The sequence below is a fragment of the Sphingopyxis sp. genome (assembly GCF_050725655.1).
In the GTDB taxonomy this organism is placed as follows: domain Bacteria; phylum Pseudomonadota; class Alphaproteobacteria; order Sphingomonadales; family Sphingomonadaceae; genus Sphingopyxis.
Genome location: NZ_JBOHHT010000017.1, coordinates 1 through 18,020 on the forward strand (window position 1 = coordinate 1; position 18,020 = coordinate 18,020).

Annotated in this window: 13 protein-coding genes; 5 read left to right on the forward strand and 8 right to left on the reverse strand. The window is 65.2% G+C overall.

Going from position 1 to position 18,020, the window contains the following annotated elements; all coding sequences use genetic code 11:
• Together ACREBX_RS01855 and kduI are read left to right on the forward strand one after the other, a co-directional pair.
• The coding region (locus tag ACREBX_RS01855; RefSeq protein WP_431560055.1) for a hypothetical protein at positions 1-1,869 on the forward strand (1,869 nt) is incomplete at its 5' end.
• A 106-nt stretch (positions 1,870-1,975) separates the two neighbouring features.
• Positions 1,976-2,818, forward strand: a complete 843-nt coding sequence (gene kduI, locus ACREBX_RS01860) for a 5-dehydro-4-deoxy-D-glucuronate isomerase (protein ID WP_431560056.1) — start codon at positions 1,976-1,978, stop codon at positions 2,816-2,818.
• Between the two features lie 131 nt (positions 2,819-2,949).
• Here the strand turns inward: kduI and ACREBX_RS01865 are convergent, their stop codons facing one another.
• The 5 genes from ACREBX_RS01865 to ACREBX_RS01885 all read right to left on the reverse strand — a co-directional run bounded on the left by ACREBX_RS01865 (position 2,950) and on the right by ACREBX_RS01885 (position 11,298).
• Positions 2,950-4,179: an MFS transporter gene (locus tag ACREBX_RS01865; RefSeq protein ID WP_431560057.1), complete on the reverse strand. Its 1,230-nt coding sequence runs from the start codon at positions 4,177-4,179 to the stop codon at positions 2,950-2,952.
• A gap of 69 nt (positions 4,180-4,248) precedes the next feature.
• Positions 4,249-6,612 (reverse strand): TonB-dependent siderophore receptor, encoded by a 2,364-nt coding sequence (locus ACREBX_RS01870; protein ID WP_431560058.1) that lies wholly within the window; start codon positions 6,610-6,612, stop codon positions 4,249-4,251.
• Complete coding sequence (pgmB, locus tag ACREBX_RS01875; RefSeq protein WP_431560059.1) at positions 6,606-9,581, reverse strand: beta-phosphoglucomutase; 2,976 nt, start codon at positions 9,579-9,581, stop codon at positions 6,606-6,608. The genes ACREBX_RS01870 and pgmB overlap by 7 nt, the downstream gene beginning before the upstream one ends.
• A gap of 121 nt (positions 9,582-9,702) precedes the next feature.
• Positions 9,703-10,701 (reverse strand): LacI family DNA-binding transcriptional regulator, encoded by a 999-nt coding sequence (locus ACREBX_RS01880; protein ID WP_431560060.1) that lies wholly within the window; start codon positions 10,699-10,701, stop codon positions 9,703-9,705.
• 117 nt (positions 10,702-10,818) lie between these two features.
• Entirely contained in the window at positions 10,819-11,298 is a 480-nt protein-coding gene (locus ACREBX_RS01885) for an Lrp/AsnC family transcriptional regulator (RefSeq protein WP_431560067.1), read from the reverse strand.
• Between the two features lie 94 nt (positions 11,299-11,392).
• Between ACREBX_RS01885 and ACREBX_RS01890 the strand changes: the two genes are divergently transcribed.
• A complete protein-coding gene (locus ACREBX_RS01890) occupies positions 11,393-12,622 on the forward strand; it encodes an amino acid aminotransferase (protein WP_431560061.1) in 1,230 nt (409 codons plus the stop codon).
• Positions 12,619-13,920, forward strand: coding sequence for a fumarylacetoacetase (gene fahA / locus ACREBX_RS01895; protein ID WP_431560062.1), 1,302 nt, complete (start codon positions 12,619-12,621; stop codon positions 13,918-13,920). Before ACREBX_RS01890 ends, fahA begins: the two co-directional genes overlap by 4 nt.
• Before the next feature lie 14 nt (positions 13,921-13,934).
• Here fahA and ACREBX_RS01900 read toward each other — a convergent pair whose 3' ends face one another.
• From ACREBX_RS01900 to leuC, 3 genes are read right to left on the reverse strand one after another with little or no spacing between them, the layout of a single operon-like run.
• A complete protein-coding gene (locus ACREBX_RS01900; protein WP_431560063.1) occupies positions 13,935-14,831 on the reverse strand; it encodes an alpha/beta fold hydrolase in 897 nt (298 codons plus the stop codon).
• Complete coding sequence (gene leuD, locus ACREBX_RS01905) at positions 14,821-15,444, reverse strand: 3-isopropylmalate dehydratase small subunit (RefSeq protein ID WP_431560064.1); 624 nt, start codon at positions 15,442-15,444, stop codon at positions 14,821-14,823. The genes ACREBX_RS01900 and leuD overlap by 11 nt, the downstream gene beginning before the upstream one ends.
• Positions 15,444-16,880, reverse strand: a complete 1,437-nt coding sequence (gene leuC, locus ACREBX_RS01910) for a 3-isopropylmalate dehydratase large subunit (protein WP_431560065.1) — start codon at positions 16,878-16,880, stop codon at positions 15,444-15,446. Before leuC ends, leuD begins: the two co-directional genes overlap by 1 nt.
• Before the next feature lie 102 nt (positions 16,881-16,982).
• On the opposite strand from leuC, the gene ACREBX_RS01915 reads away from it, so the two are divergent.
• Positions 16,983-17,900, forward strand: coding sequence for a LysR family transcriptional regulator (locus ACREBX_RS01915; protein WP_431560066.1), 918 nt, complete (start codon positions 16,983-16,985; stop codon positions 17,898-17,900).
• Positions 17,901-18,020 lie beyond the last annotated feature (120 nt).

Below are 18,020 nucleotides of genomic sequence, written 5' to 3' on the forward strand. Positions count from 1 at the left end.
CCCGCCGGCGTGGTCACCGTCGGCACGCGCGATCTTAAAGAGGGCTGGACGGTCTTCTTCGACAATCCGCGGACGCGGCCGTTCGAAAGCTTCCCGCTGACACTTGGACGCAGCGACATCACCGTGCGCGCGGAGGGCGGCTATACCAACGTGATCGTCGGCGGCGCGGCTGCCGGACCGTTCTCCGGCACCTATCAATTCACGATCTATCCAGGCTCGCGGCTGGTCCGCGCGTCGATGGTGATGGCCACGCAGCGCCCAGCTACCGCCTACACCTTCGATGCCGGGCTCGGGGTCGTCTCCTCGGCGGCATTGCCGTGGCGCTCGGTCGCCTTCACGGACACCAGCGATGCGATGGTGCGCAAGGAAGGCGATGCATCGCGCAAACCCGCGGTCTCGCCGAAGGTGCGCGCCCGCATGATCGTCGCCGAGGGTGTCGCGGGCGGGTCGCTCGGCATCGTCCCACCGCCGCACCAATTCTATTACCCGCTCGATTACGCCAACAACGATAATTCGGCGTGGTACGGCAATGATTATCGCAACCTCGCCGGCCGCACGAGCTTCGGCGTGCGCCAGACGCTCGAAGGCGATCGGCGCTACGTGCCGTGGGTCAACGCCCCGCCGGGCACGACGCAGGACATGGGCATCTTCCTGCTGCCCGACAGCGGCGACGCCGCGAGCGTCACCAAGGCCGCTTTGGCCTATACCCGCGGCGACCGTTTCAAGGCGCTCGACGGGCACCGCACCTTCACCAGCCACTATCATGTCGAGCACACCGAAGCCTTTCTGAACACGGCGCGGTTCCAGCAATCGACCGGCGTGCCCGACGGGCTGGAGTCCCCCGCCTTCGTCAAGCGCTTCAAGGACATGAACGTCGAGATCGTCCATCTCGCCGAGCTTCACCTCGGGCGCGAGGCGCTCGATCGCGCCGGCGACCGGCTGACGCTGCTCAAGACGATGCACGCGGAAACCGCGCGGCTATCGGACGACAAGCTGCTCCTGCTCCCGGGCGAGGAACCCAACGTCCAGCTCGGCGGGCACTGGATCAGCTTCTTCCCCAAGCCGGTCTATTGGACGCTCGACCGCAAGGAGGGGCAGCCCTTCGTCGAAAACGATCCCAAGCTGGGCAAAATCTATCATGTCGGTTCGCAGGAAGACGTCCTGAAACTGATGCAGGACGAAAAGGGGCTGATGTGGACCGCGCACCCGCGGATCAAGGGCTCGTACGGCTTCCCCGACAAGCACAAGGACACGCCCTTCTTCAAGAGCGACCGCTTCCTCGGCGGCGCGTGGAAGAACATGCCGTCGGATTATTCGCTGCCGCGCCTCGGCACGCGGGTGCTCGACACGCTCGACGACATGAACAACTGGGCGGCGAAACCGTCCGAGCGCAAGTTCGCCCCGGGCGAGGTCGACGTGTTCCAGCTCTCCGACGAGAGCGAGCTCTATGCGCATATGAACATCAACTATCTCCGGCTCGACGGACCGTTGCCGCGCTATTCCGATGGCTGGCAAAGCGTGCTCGACGCGCTGCGCGGCGGCCGCTTCTTCACCACCACGGGCGAAGTGCTGATCCCCGAATTCACGATCGACGGCACGAAGAGCGGCGAAGAAGCCGCGTTCGGACGCAATGCCGTGGTGCGCGCGAAGATCGAATGGACCTTCCCGCTCGCCTTCGCCGAGATCGTCAGTGGCGACGGCAAAAAAGTCTATCGCGATCGTATCGACCTGACCGGCGGGGCGCCCTTTGGCACCCGCGCGATCGAAAAGCGCATCGACCTCCGCGGCCGCAAATGGGCACGTATCGAGGTGTGGGACGTCGCGACGAACGGCGCATACACCCCTCCGGTATTTCTGAAAGCCAAGTAATCCCCGCCTGCACGTGCAGTCGTCAGCGTTTCGCGCCCTGGCGACTGCACGTGGCCTTTTGACCCGGAGCGGTGCCGGTCCGGCCCGGTCCTTCTTCGGAGCAGCCATGTTCGATCGAACCTATTACGGCACCCATCCGGACATGATGGCGTGCGTGTCCAATGATGAACTGCGCGATCGCTATCTCATTCAGAATTTGTTCCGCCCGAACCAATGCGTGCTCAACTATACGCATGCCGATCGGCTGGTGATCGGCGGTGTGCTGGTCGAAAGCGGGAGCGTCCGCCTGCCCGATCAATTGGAGCCCGCGTCGGCTGCCGGCCACCCGTTTCTGGAGCGGCGCGAACTCGGCATCGTCAATGTCGGCCGCGTCGCGGGAACCGTAACCGTCGATGGCGAGCCGTTCCCGCTCGGCGCGAAGGACAGCCTCTACGTCACGATGGGCGCGAAAGACGTCAGCTTCTCCGGCGCCGGCGCGCGTTTCTATCTCGCCTCCTCCCCCGCCCATCGCGCCTTCGATACGCGAAAACTGCCGCTCGCTAGCGCCAGGATACTCGAGCGCGGCAGTCTGGCAGAGGCGAACCACCGGACGATCCACCAACTCGTCATCCCGGGCGTGTGCGACAGCGCACAGTTGGCGATGGGCCTCACGATCCTCAAGCCGGGAAGCGTGTGGAACACGATGCCCCCGCACGTGCACGAACGCCGGAGCGAGATTTATTTCTACTTCGATCTCGACGATCCCGAGCAAGGCCGGGTGATGCACTTCATGGGTCAGGGCGACGCCACCCGTCATATCGTTATGGCCGACGGCGAGGCGGTGATCTCCCCGCCCTGGTCGATCCATATGGGCGCAGGCACCAGCGCCTACGCGTTCATCTGGGTCATGGCGGGCGAGAACCAGGACTATGACGACATGAACGTTCTCGACATCTGTCAGCTCGCGTAATCTGTCGATATGTTACAAAAGCCGCTTGGCAACTTCTGGAAAACGAACGGAAAGATCGGCGATCGGGCATGATCGCTGGGCCGCTGGGTCGCCCCCTGGCCTTTTACTCGCCGCTCGCTTCCTTGCCGGAATCAGGCTTCTATGGCTTGAATCCTGCGGCGGAGCAAAAAGAGCCCGCCCGCGAGCATCGCCGTCGGGACGAGCATCAGCGTGAACGCGGTGCGCCCATCGAGGTGCGCGAAGAGCTGGCCGGTGACCAGCGACCCCGTTGTGCCGCCGAGCGCCGAGAAAACGACTACGAGCCCCATCAGCGGTGGATGCTGACGGTTCGGCATCGCGCTGAGCATTACCGAGATGATCGTCGGATAGATCGGCGCCAGCGCGATACCGATTAGCGGGAAGAGGAAGGCCGCAATCGGGGCGTCGCGCCAATTGTGGATGGCACCCGGCGTCAACCCGTCGGCGAGCGGCAGCACCAGGATAATCAGCGCCGCGAGCAACGCAAGGCAGACGTTGAGCACCGGATACCAGTCAAAGCGTGCCATTACCGCGCCCGCCCCGAACCGCCCGATGGCGAGACACGCCGCGAACAAGCTCGCCGCCTGCACGCTCATTTGCGCAGGCAGGTGCAATACCTCGTTGTTGAAGGTCGGCAGCCAGCTCTGGATGCCCTGTTCGATCAGCACGAAGACGAAGGCGCAAAGGACAAAGACGAGGACGAGCGGCAGCGCGGCCAGGCGGAGCATCCGCCCGAACGCCGCGGCCCCGCCTTCGGCGGCTTCGTCGCTATCGTGGAGACTATGCTCGTCGACCGGGGTCGACAGCAGCAAGGCGAGGGCCAGCGCCGTGATCACGCCGAGCACCCAATAGGCGTTGAGCCAGCGTAATCCCGATGGATCGATGAAGGCGCTGAACACCCAATAGGAAGACAGAACTCCGACCATGAACATGCCCTCGACCAGACTGGTCAGGCTGGCGTGCTTTCGCGGGCTGTCGGTGACGAGGCCGATCATCGAATAGACCACGACCTTGGCCACAGCGAAGGCCGCGCCGACCATCGCGAAATGCAGCCGCGCAACGTTAAAGCTGCCGAAAAGCGGCATCACGAGACACGCGAAGATCGCAAGCATGAGGGCGCCGATCAGTGCCCTGCGAAGGCCGATCCGTGGAAGGTAGCTCGCGGTGACGAAGGACACGACCGCGATGGTGATGTCCTTGAAACCCTCAAGCGTGCTCGCCTGCGGCTTGGTGACATCGAAACTGGAAATCGACTGAAGGATCACCGTCCCAACGCTGTTGAGCAGCATCGCGAAGGCGACATAGGTCAGGATCAATGCTGCGATCAGTCGAGTGCGCGCCATCAGCCGTCCTTAGCAGAAAAAGAGGGGTGGCCGCGAAGAGGCCGCGGCCACCCAGGGAGGGATGATTCTCTAGAACTTGTACGCGGCGCTGAAGCGGAACGACCGGCCGAGGATCGGCCGCGCGTTGACGACTTCGCCCCCCGCCTGCCCCAGCGTGCGCGGATCGCCTTCGGTCAGCCCGACCTTGTCGGTCAGATTGTCGGCGGTCACCGCAAAGGTCAGCGCGTCATTGACGTCGACGGTCACCCCCGCATCGATCTTGAAATAATGCGGCAGCGACTGGGTGTTCGCGGTGTCGGAGAAGCGGTCGCCGACGTAGCTGAAGGTCGAATAGAGCGAGACCTTGCTATTGTCGCCGAACTCGATGTCGTACGACGGCGTCACGCGCCACTGCCACTTCGGCTGCCGCTGCACCCGGTTGCCGCTGAGGTCGACGGTGCCGCCGCCCGAAAAGAAATCGCGGTACTTCGCGTCGAGCCAGGTGCCCGAGAAGGCGATGGCGAAATTGTCGAACGGACGCAGCTGCCCTTCAAGTTCGATCCCGGTGCTCCGCGCGCCGCCGATGTCGGCAACCGGCCCGCTATTGCCGATCACCGTCGTCACCAGGCCCTTAAACTTGGTGTGGAACAGGGTGGCATAGAGCGACACGAGATCGGTGCGGACCTTCACCCCGCCCTCGAAATTGTCGACGCGCGGCGACACGAAAATCCCGTCGCGCAGATTGTCGAAGAAGGGGTTGGTGTTGCCGCGGTTATAGCGGACATAGGCGCCAACCGACGACGAGAAGTCGTAATTGAGACCCGCCGTCCACGACCACGCGCCCTTCTTGTACGCGATGTTGCGGAAGGTGCCGTTGAGCACCGCCGTTCCGTTGTCGTAAAGCGTATCCGGATCGCCGTCGACGTCGACCGAGCTGTTGTTCTCGATCGTGCCGGTCGCCTTGTAATTCTGGTAGCGCAACCCCGCATCGAAGCGCAGTTCGGGCGTGATCTGGAACTCGTCGACCGCATAGAAGGCATATTCGCGGCCGTCATAGGCGGCGTTGACGTTGAAGAACGACCCTTGGGTAAAGCCGTTGTTCGTCGCGACCTGGCCGTTGGCGAGCGTCAGGTTGAGCAGGCGGCCGTGGTTTTCGGCGGTCAGCAGGTGGACATTGCCGAGGTTCCACTGGTCGTCCGACGAGAAGTCCGAATAATAGGCGCCGACGGTGAACTTGTTGTTCCCGCTTTCCCATTCGACCGCGAGATCGTTGGTGAAATCCTCAATCTGCTTGCGCACGATCCACGTGCCCGCACGGATCACCTGCTGCGTGCCGGCCACCGCCTGCCCGCCGTTGACATAGGTCAGGCTGCCGACCGTGCTGCCGAGCGAGGCGGCGTAGGCGTTGGCGGTCGTCGCAGTGCTCGCGGGGACGAGGCCCGTCGTATCGGCATCGCCCTTCAGATAGCTCGCGCGGTAACGCAGCTGGAAACCCTCGCCGATCTCGTAATCGAAATTGGTGCCAAGGTTGACCAGCTTTGCCCCGCGGCCGTCGGCAAGGTCGGTGCGCGTTCCGTCGGGCAGCGTGCTGAGCCGCGTTTCGGGGCCTGCGAGCACGCCGGTGCCGGGATCGATATTGCCGAACTGGCGCACTTTTTTCCCGTCGCGGATCACCGGGATCGGCAGCAGCCATTGGCCGCGATCGTTGAGGTAGCGCGCGAAGACAAGGATCGAGCCCTTGTCGAGATCCTGGCGGACGTTGGCGGTGATCTGACCGCCCTTTTCGGCGGTGAAGCCGGGGCTGCGGATACCCTCACCGCTCGAATAATAGCCGCCAACCATGAAGCTGGTATTCTCGCCCAGCGGCCCCGACAGCAGCATGTCGCCGCGCAGGTCGCCATAGTCGGTGATGCTGGCCTTCACGAGCCCCTCGAAATCGCGTCCGCCTTCCTTCTGGACGAAGTTGACGGTGAGGCCGGGCTGGCCGTTGCCGAACAGCGCGCCGGTGCCGCCGCGCACGGCTTCGACGCGGTCGATCGTTTCGTCAATGCGGATCAGCTGGGTGTTTTCAAGGAACGACAGCGTGGGGGGCGAGAAAAAGGGCACGCCCTGCACTGTCAGCGTGACGAATTCGGCGTCGCCGCCCGAGGGGTAACCGCGCACGAAGATATTCGCACCATTCTGGCCGCCCGAGCTTTCGGCCGACACGCCGGGGATGACCTTGAACAGGTCGGCGGTGCTGTTCGGCGCGGCGCGATCGATCGCGTCCGAATTGATGCTGGTGATCGCGAACGCCGCGTCCTGGCGGTTGACCCCGCCGCCGGCGGTGCCGGTGACGATGATTTCCTCGTTCGCAGGCGCCGCGTCGTCGGGTTGAGGCGCTTCCTGGGCGAAAGCCGTGGCCGGCAGCGCGGCGAGCGCAATCGACGACAGCAGATAGGTCCGTTTCAACATGGCATATCCTCCACTTTACCTGTTCTGGTTGACAGGCGTCCGCGCGCCGCCGCTTCCTGTTCTGCCGACAGGATCCGGTCGAGCGTCAGATCGCCTATGGCGGGGACGTTGATCTCGGCATCGGGCAGCGCCTCTTCCGACCCGATGCCAATGGCCACCATGCCCGCCGCATGAATGGCCGAAATTCCCGCTTGTGCGTCTTCGATACCGACGCACTGGTTCGGGGCGAGGCCCATGCCGCCGGCACAGGCCAGAAAGATGTCGGGCGCCGGCTTTCCGTTCGCGACCGCACCCGCGTCGGCGACGAAGTCGAACTGGTCGGCAATACCAAGCAGTCGCACGACGTCGCCGGCGTTGCGGCTCGCCGACGCAAGGCCGATCTTCAGCCCGGCGGCGCGCAGCTCGGCGAAAAGGCCGGTGACGCCCGCGAAGAGATTGGCCGGAGAATAATCGGCCAGCCGCGCACGATAGAGCGCATTCTTTTCCGCCAGCATCGCGTCGAACGCCTCGGCCCCGACCGCGGCGCCGGCCTGATCAAGGATCAGCCGCAATGAACCGGCGCGGTCGACCCCCTTCAACCGCTCGTTGACCGCGCGATCGAAGGCGAAGCCATATGTATCGGCGAGCGCCCGCCACGCCTGATAATGATCCTCCGCAGTGTCGGTCAGCACGCCGTCGAGGTCGAAGATCGCACCCCTCACCGTCGGCCGCGCCAACGTCGAGGGGGCCGCGCCGACGCGCAGCGAACGCCCATGGTCGAGAATGTCGAGCGGGGCACCGGACAACAGACGATAGGTGCAGCCCGCAGCGTCCACCGCAAGCTCGATCACGCTGCCGCGCCATTGCAGGCGAAAGCGGTATCCTTGCCAGGCCGACGGAAGCGTTGGAGCGAATGCCGGCACCGGCCCGTCGAGCCGCAATCCGCCCCAACCCTGTGCCAATACCAGCCAGCTTCCCGCCAGCGCGGCCATATGCAAGCCGTGCGAGGTGTTGCCGTGGCGATCTTCCAGATCGACGAAAGCGCATTCGCGCATAAAATCGAGCGCCGCCGCCTCTTCGCCGAGCCGAGCCGCAGCGATCGCGAAAGACACCGACGAAAGCGTCGAATCATGCGTCGTGACGCGGCCATAATAGTCCAGGTTGCGCCGCTGCTGCGACACCGGCATCGACACCAGGTCCATTGCCATCGCCTGGACGACATTGCCCTGCTTCGCCACCTGGTGCCGGAACAGGATCATCGGATGATAACGCATCAGCAGCGGGCCGCCCTGACCGGGTGATTTCAGGCCGGGCAATTCGGGGCGGCCCAGAAAGGCGTCGTCCTGCGGATTGATGCCGAGCACCGCGTCAACGGGCAGCCACATCGCGTCGGCTGCCTTGCGCCACGTCGCGATCTCGTCGTCATCGAGACCGATCGCGCCTGCCAGCGCCGCGAGATCGCCCCGCGCACGCAGCCAGTCCGCCGTCTCGGCCGCATAGCCAAGGTGCCGGCGCGCGATCGCGTTGGTGTAGAAATCATTGTCGACGAGCGCCGAATATTCGTCGGGCCCGGTCACGCCATGGATGCAGAAAGCGCCGCCGCGCCGCGCATCGAACGCGCCGATCTCGATCCACATGCGCGCGGTTTCGAACAGCATTTCGGCCCCGCGCACACGAAACGCCTCATCGCCCGTCGCCGCGACATAGAGTGCGAGCGCATAGGCGATGTCGCCATTGATATGATATTGCGCCGATCCCGTCGGATAGTGCGACGAACATTCGTCACCCGCGATCGTCCGCCACGGATAGAGCGCGCCGCGCGAATGGCCGAGCGCTTTTGCATGCGCGCGCGCGCGGTCGAGCTTGCCGATGCGATAGGCGAGCAAGGTGCGGGCCTTGTCAGGCGCCTGCAGCGCGAGCACCGGCAGCATGAAGGTTTCGGCGTCCCAGAAATAATGGCCCTCATAGCCCTCGCCGGTCAGCCCCTTGGCGCCGATGCTATGGTCCGGATTGCGGCTCGCCGACTGATGGAGATGGAACAGGTCGAACCGCAGCGCCCCGGTCATCGCCTCGTCGCCGTCGATCGCCAACGCAGCGCCGTCCCATAGCGCGCCGACAGCATCGCGCTGCGCTTTGGCGATCGTGTCGAAATCGGCCTCCACGCTGTCCAACGCCGCAAGATCGACCGGGCGGCCGCGCGCCGAAGCGAGAACGACCACCCGGTCGATCGTCAGGGTGCCGCCGGCGACCAGCGCGCCGCGCACGGCATGTCCCATATCGACCGCCGCCACGTCGGCGGCGGGCGCGATGATATGCTGGCGATAGGCGAGCTCGACGGCATCCTGCGCGAACCGGGTAACCGAGGGTGGGTCGCCCGGCAGCGGGGACATAATGCGCCAGGCCGGACGCAGCCGCGCCGAAATGCGCGGATCGTCAGCCGCGGCGCCATCGGCGCTCGCGCTTTCGATACCATGGGTCAGCCACGCCTCGCACAGGCCGCCGAAATCGAGCGGCCGGATGCGGATGCGCGAGGCGACGGCGGCGCCGCCAGCGAGCGGGACGATGCGATCGGCCGCGATTTCGAGGCTTCGGCCATCTTCAAGCCGCCAGCGCGACACGCGGCGAAGCTGGCCCGAAGCGAAATCAAGCTCGCTTTCGGTGTCGACGAGTTCGGCCGTACCGAAATCGACCGGCTCGCCGTCGATATGGAGGCGCAGCAGCACCGGGCTGGGGCATGCGATCCGCGTATCGGTCGCGGTCGCGTAACCAGGAAAGCTTTCGTGATAGGCGATCGGCCGGCGGACATAGGCGTCCGGAAGATAGGCGCAGGGTATGGCCGCGCATTCGTCGATCACCCCTTCGACGCCGACCAACCCGTTGGCGAGCGCGAAGAGCGCATGCGCCTGCGCACCGGTCGCCGACGCACCGCGCCGGACGAGCCGCATCGCTTCGGGGGAATGTTCGATAGTCGCCACGACGTCCTCACCCATGGCGAAGACTCCTCGGCCCTCGCTCTCGATCGCGGGTTTCCCTCAAAATGGTATCGATGTCAAGGTATCGATACCATTTTGAGGGAAACCGAGCGCCTAGCGCAAAGAAAGCGCCGTTATCCTAGCTTTCCCGGATGATCAGCGCGACGGGCATCGCACGCGACGCGACAGCTTTCCCGGCCACTTTGTCGAGAACCTTTTGCGCCAGCAATTCGCCCCCGATGCCCCAATCCTGCCGGATGCTCGTGAGGCGCGGCGAGAAAAGAGCCGCCCCCGGCGAATCGTCGAATCCGACGACCGACACATCGCCGGGAACCGCATGGCCTCGCGCCTGCAACGCCTCGATCGCACCCATCGCAATCGCGTCGCTGCTTGCAAAGATGCCATCGAAGTCGAGGCTTTGTCCGTCCAGCAGCGGCGCCACAGCCTCACGGCCGGCAGCGACGGTGAAGGCGCAGGGAATGTTGCCGGTGATCGCCGCATCCGAACCCGCGAGCGCCGCTTCGAATCCCCTCAACCGATCCTCGGCCTCGCCATGTTCGGCATCGCCGAGGAACAGGAGGCGGCGGCATCCGCGACCAAGCAGATATTCGGCCGCCAGGCGCCCGCCCTCGCGATTGTCGCTGCCGACGACGATGCGTTCGGGCGGGCCATGTTCGGCGCCCCAGACCACATAGGGCAGCCCGGTCGCCTCGATCACGGCAGCGGCGTCGTCATGCACCCCCTGTCCCAGCAGGATCACGCCGTCGGCCGAGGGCGGCGCCTGGGAAAAGAGATCGATGGTGGTGAGCACCATATTCTGCCCCGCCGCGGTCAATTCCTGAAGGATGCCGCCGAGCAGCAACAAAGGATATGGCTCACTCATCAGGCGCTCGTGCGACGGCGTCATTTCGATCACGACCGCGATCGTCCGCGTGCGCTGCTGCCGCAGGTTGCGCGCCGACACATTGAGCCGGTAACCCATGCGCTCGGCCGTCTCGCGGATCAGCGTGCGCGTGCTGTCTTTAACCGTCGAATGATTCGACAGGGCGCGCGAAACGGTGATTTTCGCGACACCCAGTTCGCGAGCCACATCCGCCATCGTCGGCCGCGCGCCGTCGTTGGGCTTTCCCTTACTCACCCGCAACATCGCGTGGTGACGGATGGCGAGAATCGATGCGCTGAGCCATGCCGCACCCCTAACGCCCGACGGCCGGCTTTCACAAGCCGCTTCACAGCGATGAATGTCGGCAGACGGTCATTCGCCCGGAAGCGGGATGGCTGTCTGATATTTGACCACCCGGAGTGCGAAGTGCGACGCGGCTGCGGCGACCGCTTCGTTCCTGAGCAGCCTGTGCATCAGAAACGCTTCATAGTCGGCGACGCCGCTTGCGACGACACGCACCTGATAATCCCATTCGCCCGACATCGACAGGCATTCCATGATGCGGTCCTGGTCCCGGACAAAGTTTTCGAACATCGCGGTATGTTCGGCCGAATGGCTCTTGAGCCGGATATTGCAGAGAACATTGACGCTCTGTCCGACCCGCGCCGCGTCGACGAGCCACACATTCTTTGCCAGCACGCCGGCTGCTTCGAGCGCCCTGACGCGGCGCCAGCATGACGGCCCCGTGCTTCCTACCCGGTCGGCAAGGTCGCCGTTGCTCTGGGCGCCATCGCGCTGCAATTCGCCGAGGATGCGACGGTCGAGCGGGTCAAATTTGACAATTTCTTTCATCATAAAGACATTATCTGAAATATATTCACTTTCAAGCGAGTCATTATATCCATTTTGAAAGGATTTTTTGCTGATTTGCTGCGATATTTCGCGCATGACACTCGATACCTTGCCCGCCCGCTCCGTCTCGACCAGCCTGCCGTTCGGTACACTGGCTGCGCAGCCCGCCGACGCGTTGCTGAGCCTCATCGCCCTGTACCGCGCGGACAATCGGCCGCAGAAAATCGACCTCGGTGTCGGCGTGTTTCGCAACGATGCGGGGGACACGCCCGTCATGCGCGCGGTGAAGGCGGCCGAGGCGGTGCTGCTCGAGACACAGGTCACCAAATCCTACCTCGGGGCCGAAGGCGACGCCGCCTACACCGCGCTGCTGGCTGATGTCGTATTCGGTGACCGGGCGGCGGGCGAACGATTGAACGGCGTGCAGACGCCAGGCGGTACGGGCGCGCTTCGCCTGGGCGCCGAGCTTCTCGCGCGCGCCAACCGCGAAGCGCAGGTCTGGGTCGGCACGCCGACCTGGCCCAACCACGCGCCCATCTTTGCCGAAGCGGGACTGTCGACGCGGAGCCACCATTTCCATGACGCCGCGTCGGGCCACATCGATTTCGATGCGATGCTGGACGACCTTTCCGCGACGCGGGCGGGCGACATCCTGCTGCTCCATGGTTGCTGTCATAACCCGACCGGCGGCGCGTTCACCACGGAGCAATGGCGCGTCGTAGCCGATCTGTGCGCGGCGCGCGGGCTGATCCCCTTCATCGACCTCGCCTATCAGGGGCTGGGCGACGGGCTGGCGGAGGATACGGCGGCGACGCGGATGATCTTCGACGCGCTGCCCACCGCGCTCGTCGCCTATAGCTGCGACAAGAATTTCGGCCTCTATCGCGAACGCGTCGGCGCGCTGTGGGCCCTGTCTGCGAACAGCGCGATCGCCGAACGCGTCCGCACCAACATGCTCTCGCTCGCGCGCAGCCTTTGGTCGATGCCGCCCGATCATGGCGCGGCCATCGTCCGGACGATCCTCGAGAATGGCGCGGTGCGCGCCGACTGGCAGGCCGAGCTTGACGCGATGCGCGCGCGCCTCAACGGCTTGCGCGCGGCACTCGCCGCAACGCATCCGCGTCTGTCGACGATCGCGGACCAGCGCGGCATGTTCGCGATGCTGCCGCTGACGCCCGAAGCCGTCGCGGCGCTGCGCGAAGAGCATGGCATCTATATGGCCGGGAACGGACGCATCAACATCGCGGGCCTGCGCGCCGACACCGTACCGGTCTTTGCGCAGGCGCTCCGGCCCTATCTTAATGCCGGGGCGAGCGGTCGATGACGGCCCCGCCAATCGACGAGACGCACGATCCGGCGCGGACGAGCTGGGTCGAATCGGCGAACGGCCATCGCGACTTTCCGGTCCAGAACTTGCCTTACGGGATTTTTGCGCCCGAGGACGGCGACCTGCGCGCCGGGGCCGCGATTGGCGATGCGGTACTGGACCTGCGCGCCACCGCGGCGGCCGGGCTGCTGCCCGAAGCCGCGGCCGTAGCCTGCGACGGCGACACGCTTAACGCGCTGATGGCGCTCACGCCGACCGATCGCCGCGCGCTGCGCGAACGGCTGAGCGCGATGCTGTCGGCCCCCATGCGGGAGGCCGAGCTGGCGCCGATGCTGCATAAGGCAGCAAACTGTACCATGCATCTTCCCGCGCGGATCGGCGACTACACCGACTTTTATGTCGGCATCCATCACGCGAACAATGTCGGGCGGCAGTTCCGGCCCGACAATCCGCTGCTCCCCAATTATAAATATGTGCCGATCGGCTATCATGGGCGCGCTTCGTCGATACGGCCCTCGGGCGAGCCCGTCGTCCGTCCGCGTGGCCAGCGCAAGCCGGCCGAGGCCGACGCCCCGCTCTTCGAACCGACGGGGCGGCTCGACTATGAGCTCGAACTCGGCGTGTGGATCGGCCAAGGCAATGCGCTGGGGGCGCCCATCCCGATCGGCGAAGCGGCGCGCCATATCGCCGGTCTGTCTCTGTTCAACGACTGGTCGGCGCGCGATTTCCAGGCGTGGGAATATCAGCCGCTCGGCCCTTTCCTCGCCAAGAATTTCCATTCGACGATCGCGCCGTGGGTCATCACAACCGAGGCGCTTGCGCCCTTTCGTATCGCGCAGCCACCGCGGCCCCAAGGCGATCCCGCGCCGCTGCCCTATCTGTGGGATGCCGACGATCAGGCGCATGGCGCGCTCGGCGTCACGCTCGAAGTCTTTCTGTCGACCGCAGCGATGCGTGCGGCGGGCGCCGAGCCCTTTCGCCTGAGCCGCGGCCCGGCGACGAGCATGTACTGGACGATCGCGCAGATCGTCGCGCACCATGCGTCGAACGGCTGCAACCTGAACCCCGGCGACCTGCTCGGTACGGGGACGCTATCGGCGCCCGACCGCGAAGGGTTCGGCAGCCTGCTCGAACTGACAACCGGCGGATCGGCGCCCATCCAACTGCCCGGCGGCGAACGGCGCGGCTTCCTGGAGGATGGCGACGAGATCATCATGCGCGCGAGCGCCGCAGCGGACGGTTTCGTGCCGATCGGTTTCGGCGAATGCCGCGCGGTAATCCTCCCCGCGCGCTAAGCGCCGCACCGGGCTCAGGTCAGAAACGCGTCGAGTTCGGCCAGCAATAATTCGGGCACTTCCTCCTGCGGACTATGACCGCACGGCAGCGCGCGCCCGCGCACATCGCGGGCCTTCGAACGCCAGCTTTCCATGACGTCGAAGAGCGTGCCCACGGTGCCATATTCGCCCCAGAGAAGGAGCAAAGGCGCTTCGATCTTCTGCTCGCTGTCGACCGCGTCATGATCCAAATCGATGCTTGCCGCGGCGCGATAATCCTCGCAGATCGCGTGACGCGTCGCGGGGTCGCGATAGCAGCGACGATATTCGGCGACGACGCGCGGGTCGAGCGAGCCTTCGACCTTGATCTGACCGGCAAGATGACGGTCAAGAAAATGGTCGGGATCGGCCGCGATCATCCGTTCGGGCAGGTCGAAAGGCTGGATCAGGAAGAACCACCAGAAATAGCGCGTCGCGAATTCGCGGTTCGTCTGCGCATACATCGTCGCGGTCGGCGCGATGTCGAGCAGCACGAGCCGGGCGACGCGGTCCGGGTGGTCGAGCGCCATGCGGTGTGCGACGCGCGCACCGCGATCGTGCGCGACGACATCGAAGCGGTCGAAACCGAGTGCCGCCATCGCCGCAACCTGATCGGCCGCCATCGCGCGCTTGGAATAATTCGCGTGCGCGGGATCGCCTGGCAGTTTTTCGCTGTCGCCATAGCCGCGCAGATCGGTCGCGACGACGGTGAAGCGCTTCGCAAGTTCGGGCACGACCTTGTGCCACGTCAGATGCGTCTGCGGGTGGCCGTGGAGCAGCAGCAGCGGAGGTCCCGAACCGCCCACCGCGACACGGATGCGCACGCCGTCCGCATCGACGTCCTGCCAATGGAACCCCGGCATGAGTTCGGAATATTCGGGACTATTGCTCATCGCTGGCAGCACCCATAAGCCAGGGCTTGCGGCCGAGATAGGCTTTCTCGAAAGCGCGGATGCGGTCGGCGTGAGTCAACGTCTCGCCGATCCGGTCGAGCCCGAGCATCAGCGCGCGCCGCGTGGCCGGATCGATGTCGAAGCCCGCCGCATAGGCGCCCATCTCGATGCGCTGCGCATCGAGGTCGACCGTCATCTCCCCTGCCCCGTCGTCGAGCTCCGCCATCAGCGCCGCGATCTCCGTCGTCGGCAGCGACAGGAGCAGCAGGCCGTTGTTCGCGGCATTGTCCGCGAAGATCGCGCCATAGGAGGAGCCGATGATGCCGCGGATGGCATATTGGAGCATCCCCCACACCGCATGTTCGCGCGACGACCCGCAACCGAAATTGGGCCCGACGAGCAGAAAGCGGGTCTCCGCCATGTCCGCACGGTTGAGAATAAAATCACGCCGCATCGCGCCGTTTTCATCGAAGCGAAGATCGTGGAAAAGGCCGGCGGCGAGTCCTGACCGATCGATCCCTTTCAGGAACGCCTTCGGCATGATGACGTCGGTGTCGATATTGGCGGCGGGCATCGCGGCGGCGCGGCCCGACAGGCGGACAAAGCGCTCCATCAGTCAAGCTCCTCCGCAGCGAGCATTCGCACGTCGGCAAGCCTTCCGGTGACGGCGGCGGCCGCGACCATCGCCGGGCTCATCAGGTGCGTGCGGCCGCCGATCCCCTGCCTGCCCTCGAAATTCCGGTTGGTGCTCGACGCACAGCGTTCACCCGGCGCGAGGCTGTCGTCGTTCATCGCGAGGCAGAGCGAGCAGCCCGAGCGGCGCCACTCGAACCCGGCTTCGATAAAGATGCGGTCGATTCCCTCCGCCTCGGCGGCGCGGCGGACGCCGCTGCTGCCCGGCGAAATCATCGCGCGAACGCCCGGTGCGACCTTGCGCCCCTTCAAGATCCGCGCCGCATCGCGCAGGTCGGTCAGACGCGCGTTTGTGCACGAGCCGATGAAGGCACGATCGATCGCGATGTCCTGCAGCCGCGTGTGGGGCGCGAGGCCCATATAGGCCATGGCGCGGACCGCATCGGCGCGGCGCTCGGCGGGGAGGTCATCGGGATCGGGGACGATGCCCGTGATCGCGAGCGACTGGTCGGGGCTGGTCCCCCAGCTCACCATCGGCGGAATGTCGCCGGCATCGAGCGCGATCTCCTTGTCGAACCGCGCGCCGGGGTCGCTGCACAGCGCCCGCCATTCGGCGCGCGCCTGTGCGAGCAGACCAGCCGACGGCGCGCGCGGGCACCCCGTGATATATTCGACGACCTTGTCATCGGGCGCCATCAGCGCAACCCGCGCGCCGCATTCGACCGCCATGTTGCAGATAGTCATGCGCGCCTCGACCCCGAGCGCACCGATCGCCTCGCCCGCAAATTCGACCGCATGCCCCGCCGCGCCATCGGCCCCGATCCGACGGATCACCTCCATGATCAGGTCCTTCGCGGTGACCCCGGGCGCCAGCGCCCCGTCGATCGTGATGCGCATCGTCCTGAGGCGGCGATAGACGAGCGTCTGCGTCGCCAGCAGATGTTCGATGTCCGAAGTGCCGATGCCGAAGCCGACCACGCCGAACGCACCATAGGTCGTCGAATGGCTGTCGCCCGCGGCGATGACCATGCCCGGCAAGACGAGGCCGAGTTCGGGCATCACGACATGCTCGATCCCCTGCCGCGGATCGAAGAGATCGAAGATTTCAATCCCGAAATCGCGGCCATTCTCGCCCAGATATTCGATCTGCCGCCGCGCGCCGTCGTCCAGTTCGCCCGCCTCGCGGTCGGGGTTGGTCGAATTGACATGATCGACGACCCCCAGCGACGCCGCAGGCCGCCACGGCGCTCGCCCCGCGGCGCGCAACCCGCTGAACGCCTGGGGGCTTGTATATTCATTGAGCACCGTTCTATCGATATACAGCAATAATCGTTCGCCAGCTTGGCCGGATTCGTCGAAAGATAATATGCGGTGTTCGTCGACGATCTTGTCATAGAGCGTTTTTGGCGCCGACATTCTTTATACCCTTCCTGCGGTTTCGCGGGCAGGGATTACCGTCAGCGGTTCGGACGAAGCCAATGCCGGGACAGTATCAATTGATGCGACGAGTGGATTCAAATGGATATCATGTGGCTCGAGGACTTCATCAAGCTCGCTGATGAAGGCAATTTTTCCCGCGCAGCCGAAGCGCGCAACCTGACCCAACCGGCATTCAGCCGCCGCATCCGCGCGCTCGAGGACTGGGTCGGCGCGACGCTGGTCGATCGCGACACGCACCGCATCGCGCTGACCGAGGCGGGACAGGCATTCCGCGTCCTTGCCGAAGAGATCATGCGGCGCCTGACGCTGGGCCGCGACCATGTCCGCGAAATCGGCGGCACGCTGAGTAATGAAATCCGCTTCGCCTCAACGCACGCGCTGTCGACCACCTTTTTCCCGGCGTGGCTTCGCAGCCTGCACGATGGCCATGAAGCGGGGACGATCACGCTGATCGCCGACCATATGGTCGCGTGCGAACGCTTCATGCTCGAGGGCAAGGCCGATTTCCTGCTCTGCCATCATCATACCGCCGCCCAGCACCGCCTCGACCCGGCGGGCTTCACGTCGCTCGCGCTCGGCGAGGATATATTGATGCCGGTGACCGCGCCGCTCGGCGATGGGGCACCCACGCACGCCCTGCCGGGCAGCGGCGACCGGCCGCTCCCCTATCTGGAGTTCGAGGAAAAGTCGGGCATGGGCCGCATTCTGCAAGCCGCCCAGGTGATTTCGGCAGGCTCGGCATCGCTCCGCACCGTGTTTCGTTCGCATATGGCGACCGCGCTGCTATCGATGGCGCGCGACGGGCGCGGCGTTTGCTGGGCGCCGCTCAGCGTCGCCGCCGCCGACCTCGAGAGCGGCCGTCTCGTCGCGGCGGGCGATACGCGCTGGCACGTCCCGATCGAGATCCGCATCTACAAACCGATCGCGCGGCGCAGCCCCAGCGTCGAGGCTTTCTGGACGATGCTGAAGAACCGGCTGAAGGCCGAGGCCAACTAGGACCAATCGACATTCAGCCCATGGCGGTCTGCAAATGGCAATTTCCCGTGCTTCCGGTGCTCACGTACCAGATGTACGCTGCGCTCCGGGTCACGGAAAACCACCATTTTCGACTCACCC

Coding starts and splice junctions, on each gene's coding strand:
- pgmB (WP_431560059.1), bottom strand. CDS start 9,581: ATGGGTGAGGACGTCGTGGCGACTATCGAACATTCCCCCGAAGCGATG.
- leuC (WP_431560065.1), bottom strand. CDS start 16,880: ATGTCGGCGCCAAAAACGCTCTATGACAAGATCGTCGACGAACACCGC.
- kduI (WP_431560056.1), top strand. CDS start 1,976: ATGTTCGATCGAACCTATTACGGCACCCATCCGGACATGATGGCGTGC.
- ACREBX_RS01900 (WP_431560063.1), bottom strand. CDS start 14,831: ATGAGCAATAGTCCCGAATATTCCGAACTCATGCCGGGGTTCCATTGG.
- ACREBX_RS01865 (WP_431560057.1), bottom strand. CDS start 4,179: ATGGCGCGCACTCGACTGATCGCAGCATTGATCCTGACCTATGTCGCC.
- ACREBX_RS01870 (WP_431560058.1), bottom strand. CDS start 6,612: ATGTTGAAACGGACCTATCTGCTGTCGTCGATTGCGCTCGCCGCGCTG.
- ACREBX_RS01890 (WP_431560061.1), top strand. CDS start 11,393: ATGACACTCGATACCTTGCCCGCCCGCTCCGTCTCGACCAGCCTGCCG.
- leuD (WP_431560064.1), bottom strand. CDS start 15,444: ATGGAGCGCTTTGTCCGCCTGTCGGGCCGCGCCGCCGCGATGCCCGCC.
- ACREBX_RS01915 (WP_431560066.1), top strand. CDS start 16,983: ATGGATATCATGTGGCTCGAGGACTTCATCAAGCTCGCTGATGAAGGC.
- fahA (WP_431560062.1), top strand. CDS start 12,619: ATGACGGCCCCGCCAATCGACGAGACGCACGATCCGGCGCGGACGAGC.
- ACREBX_RS01885 (WP_431560067.1), bottom strand. CDS start 11,298: ATGAAAGAAATTGTCAAATTTGACCCGCTCGACCGTCGCATCCTCGGC.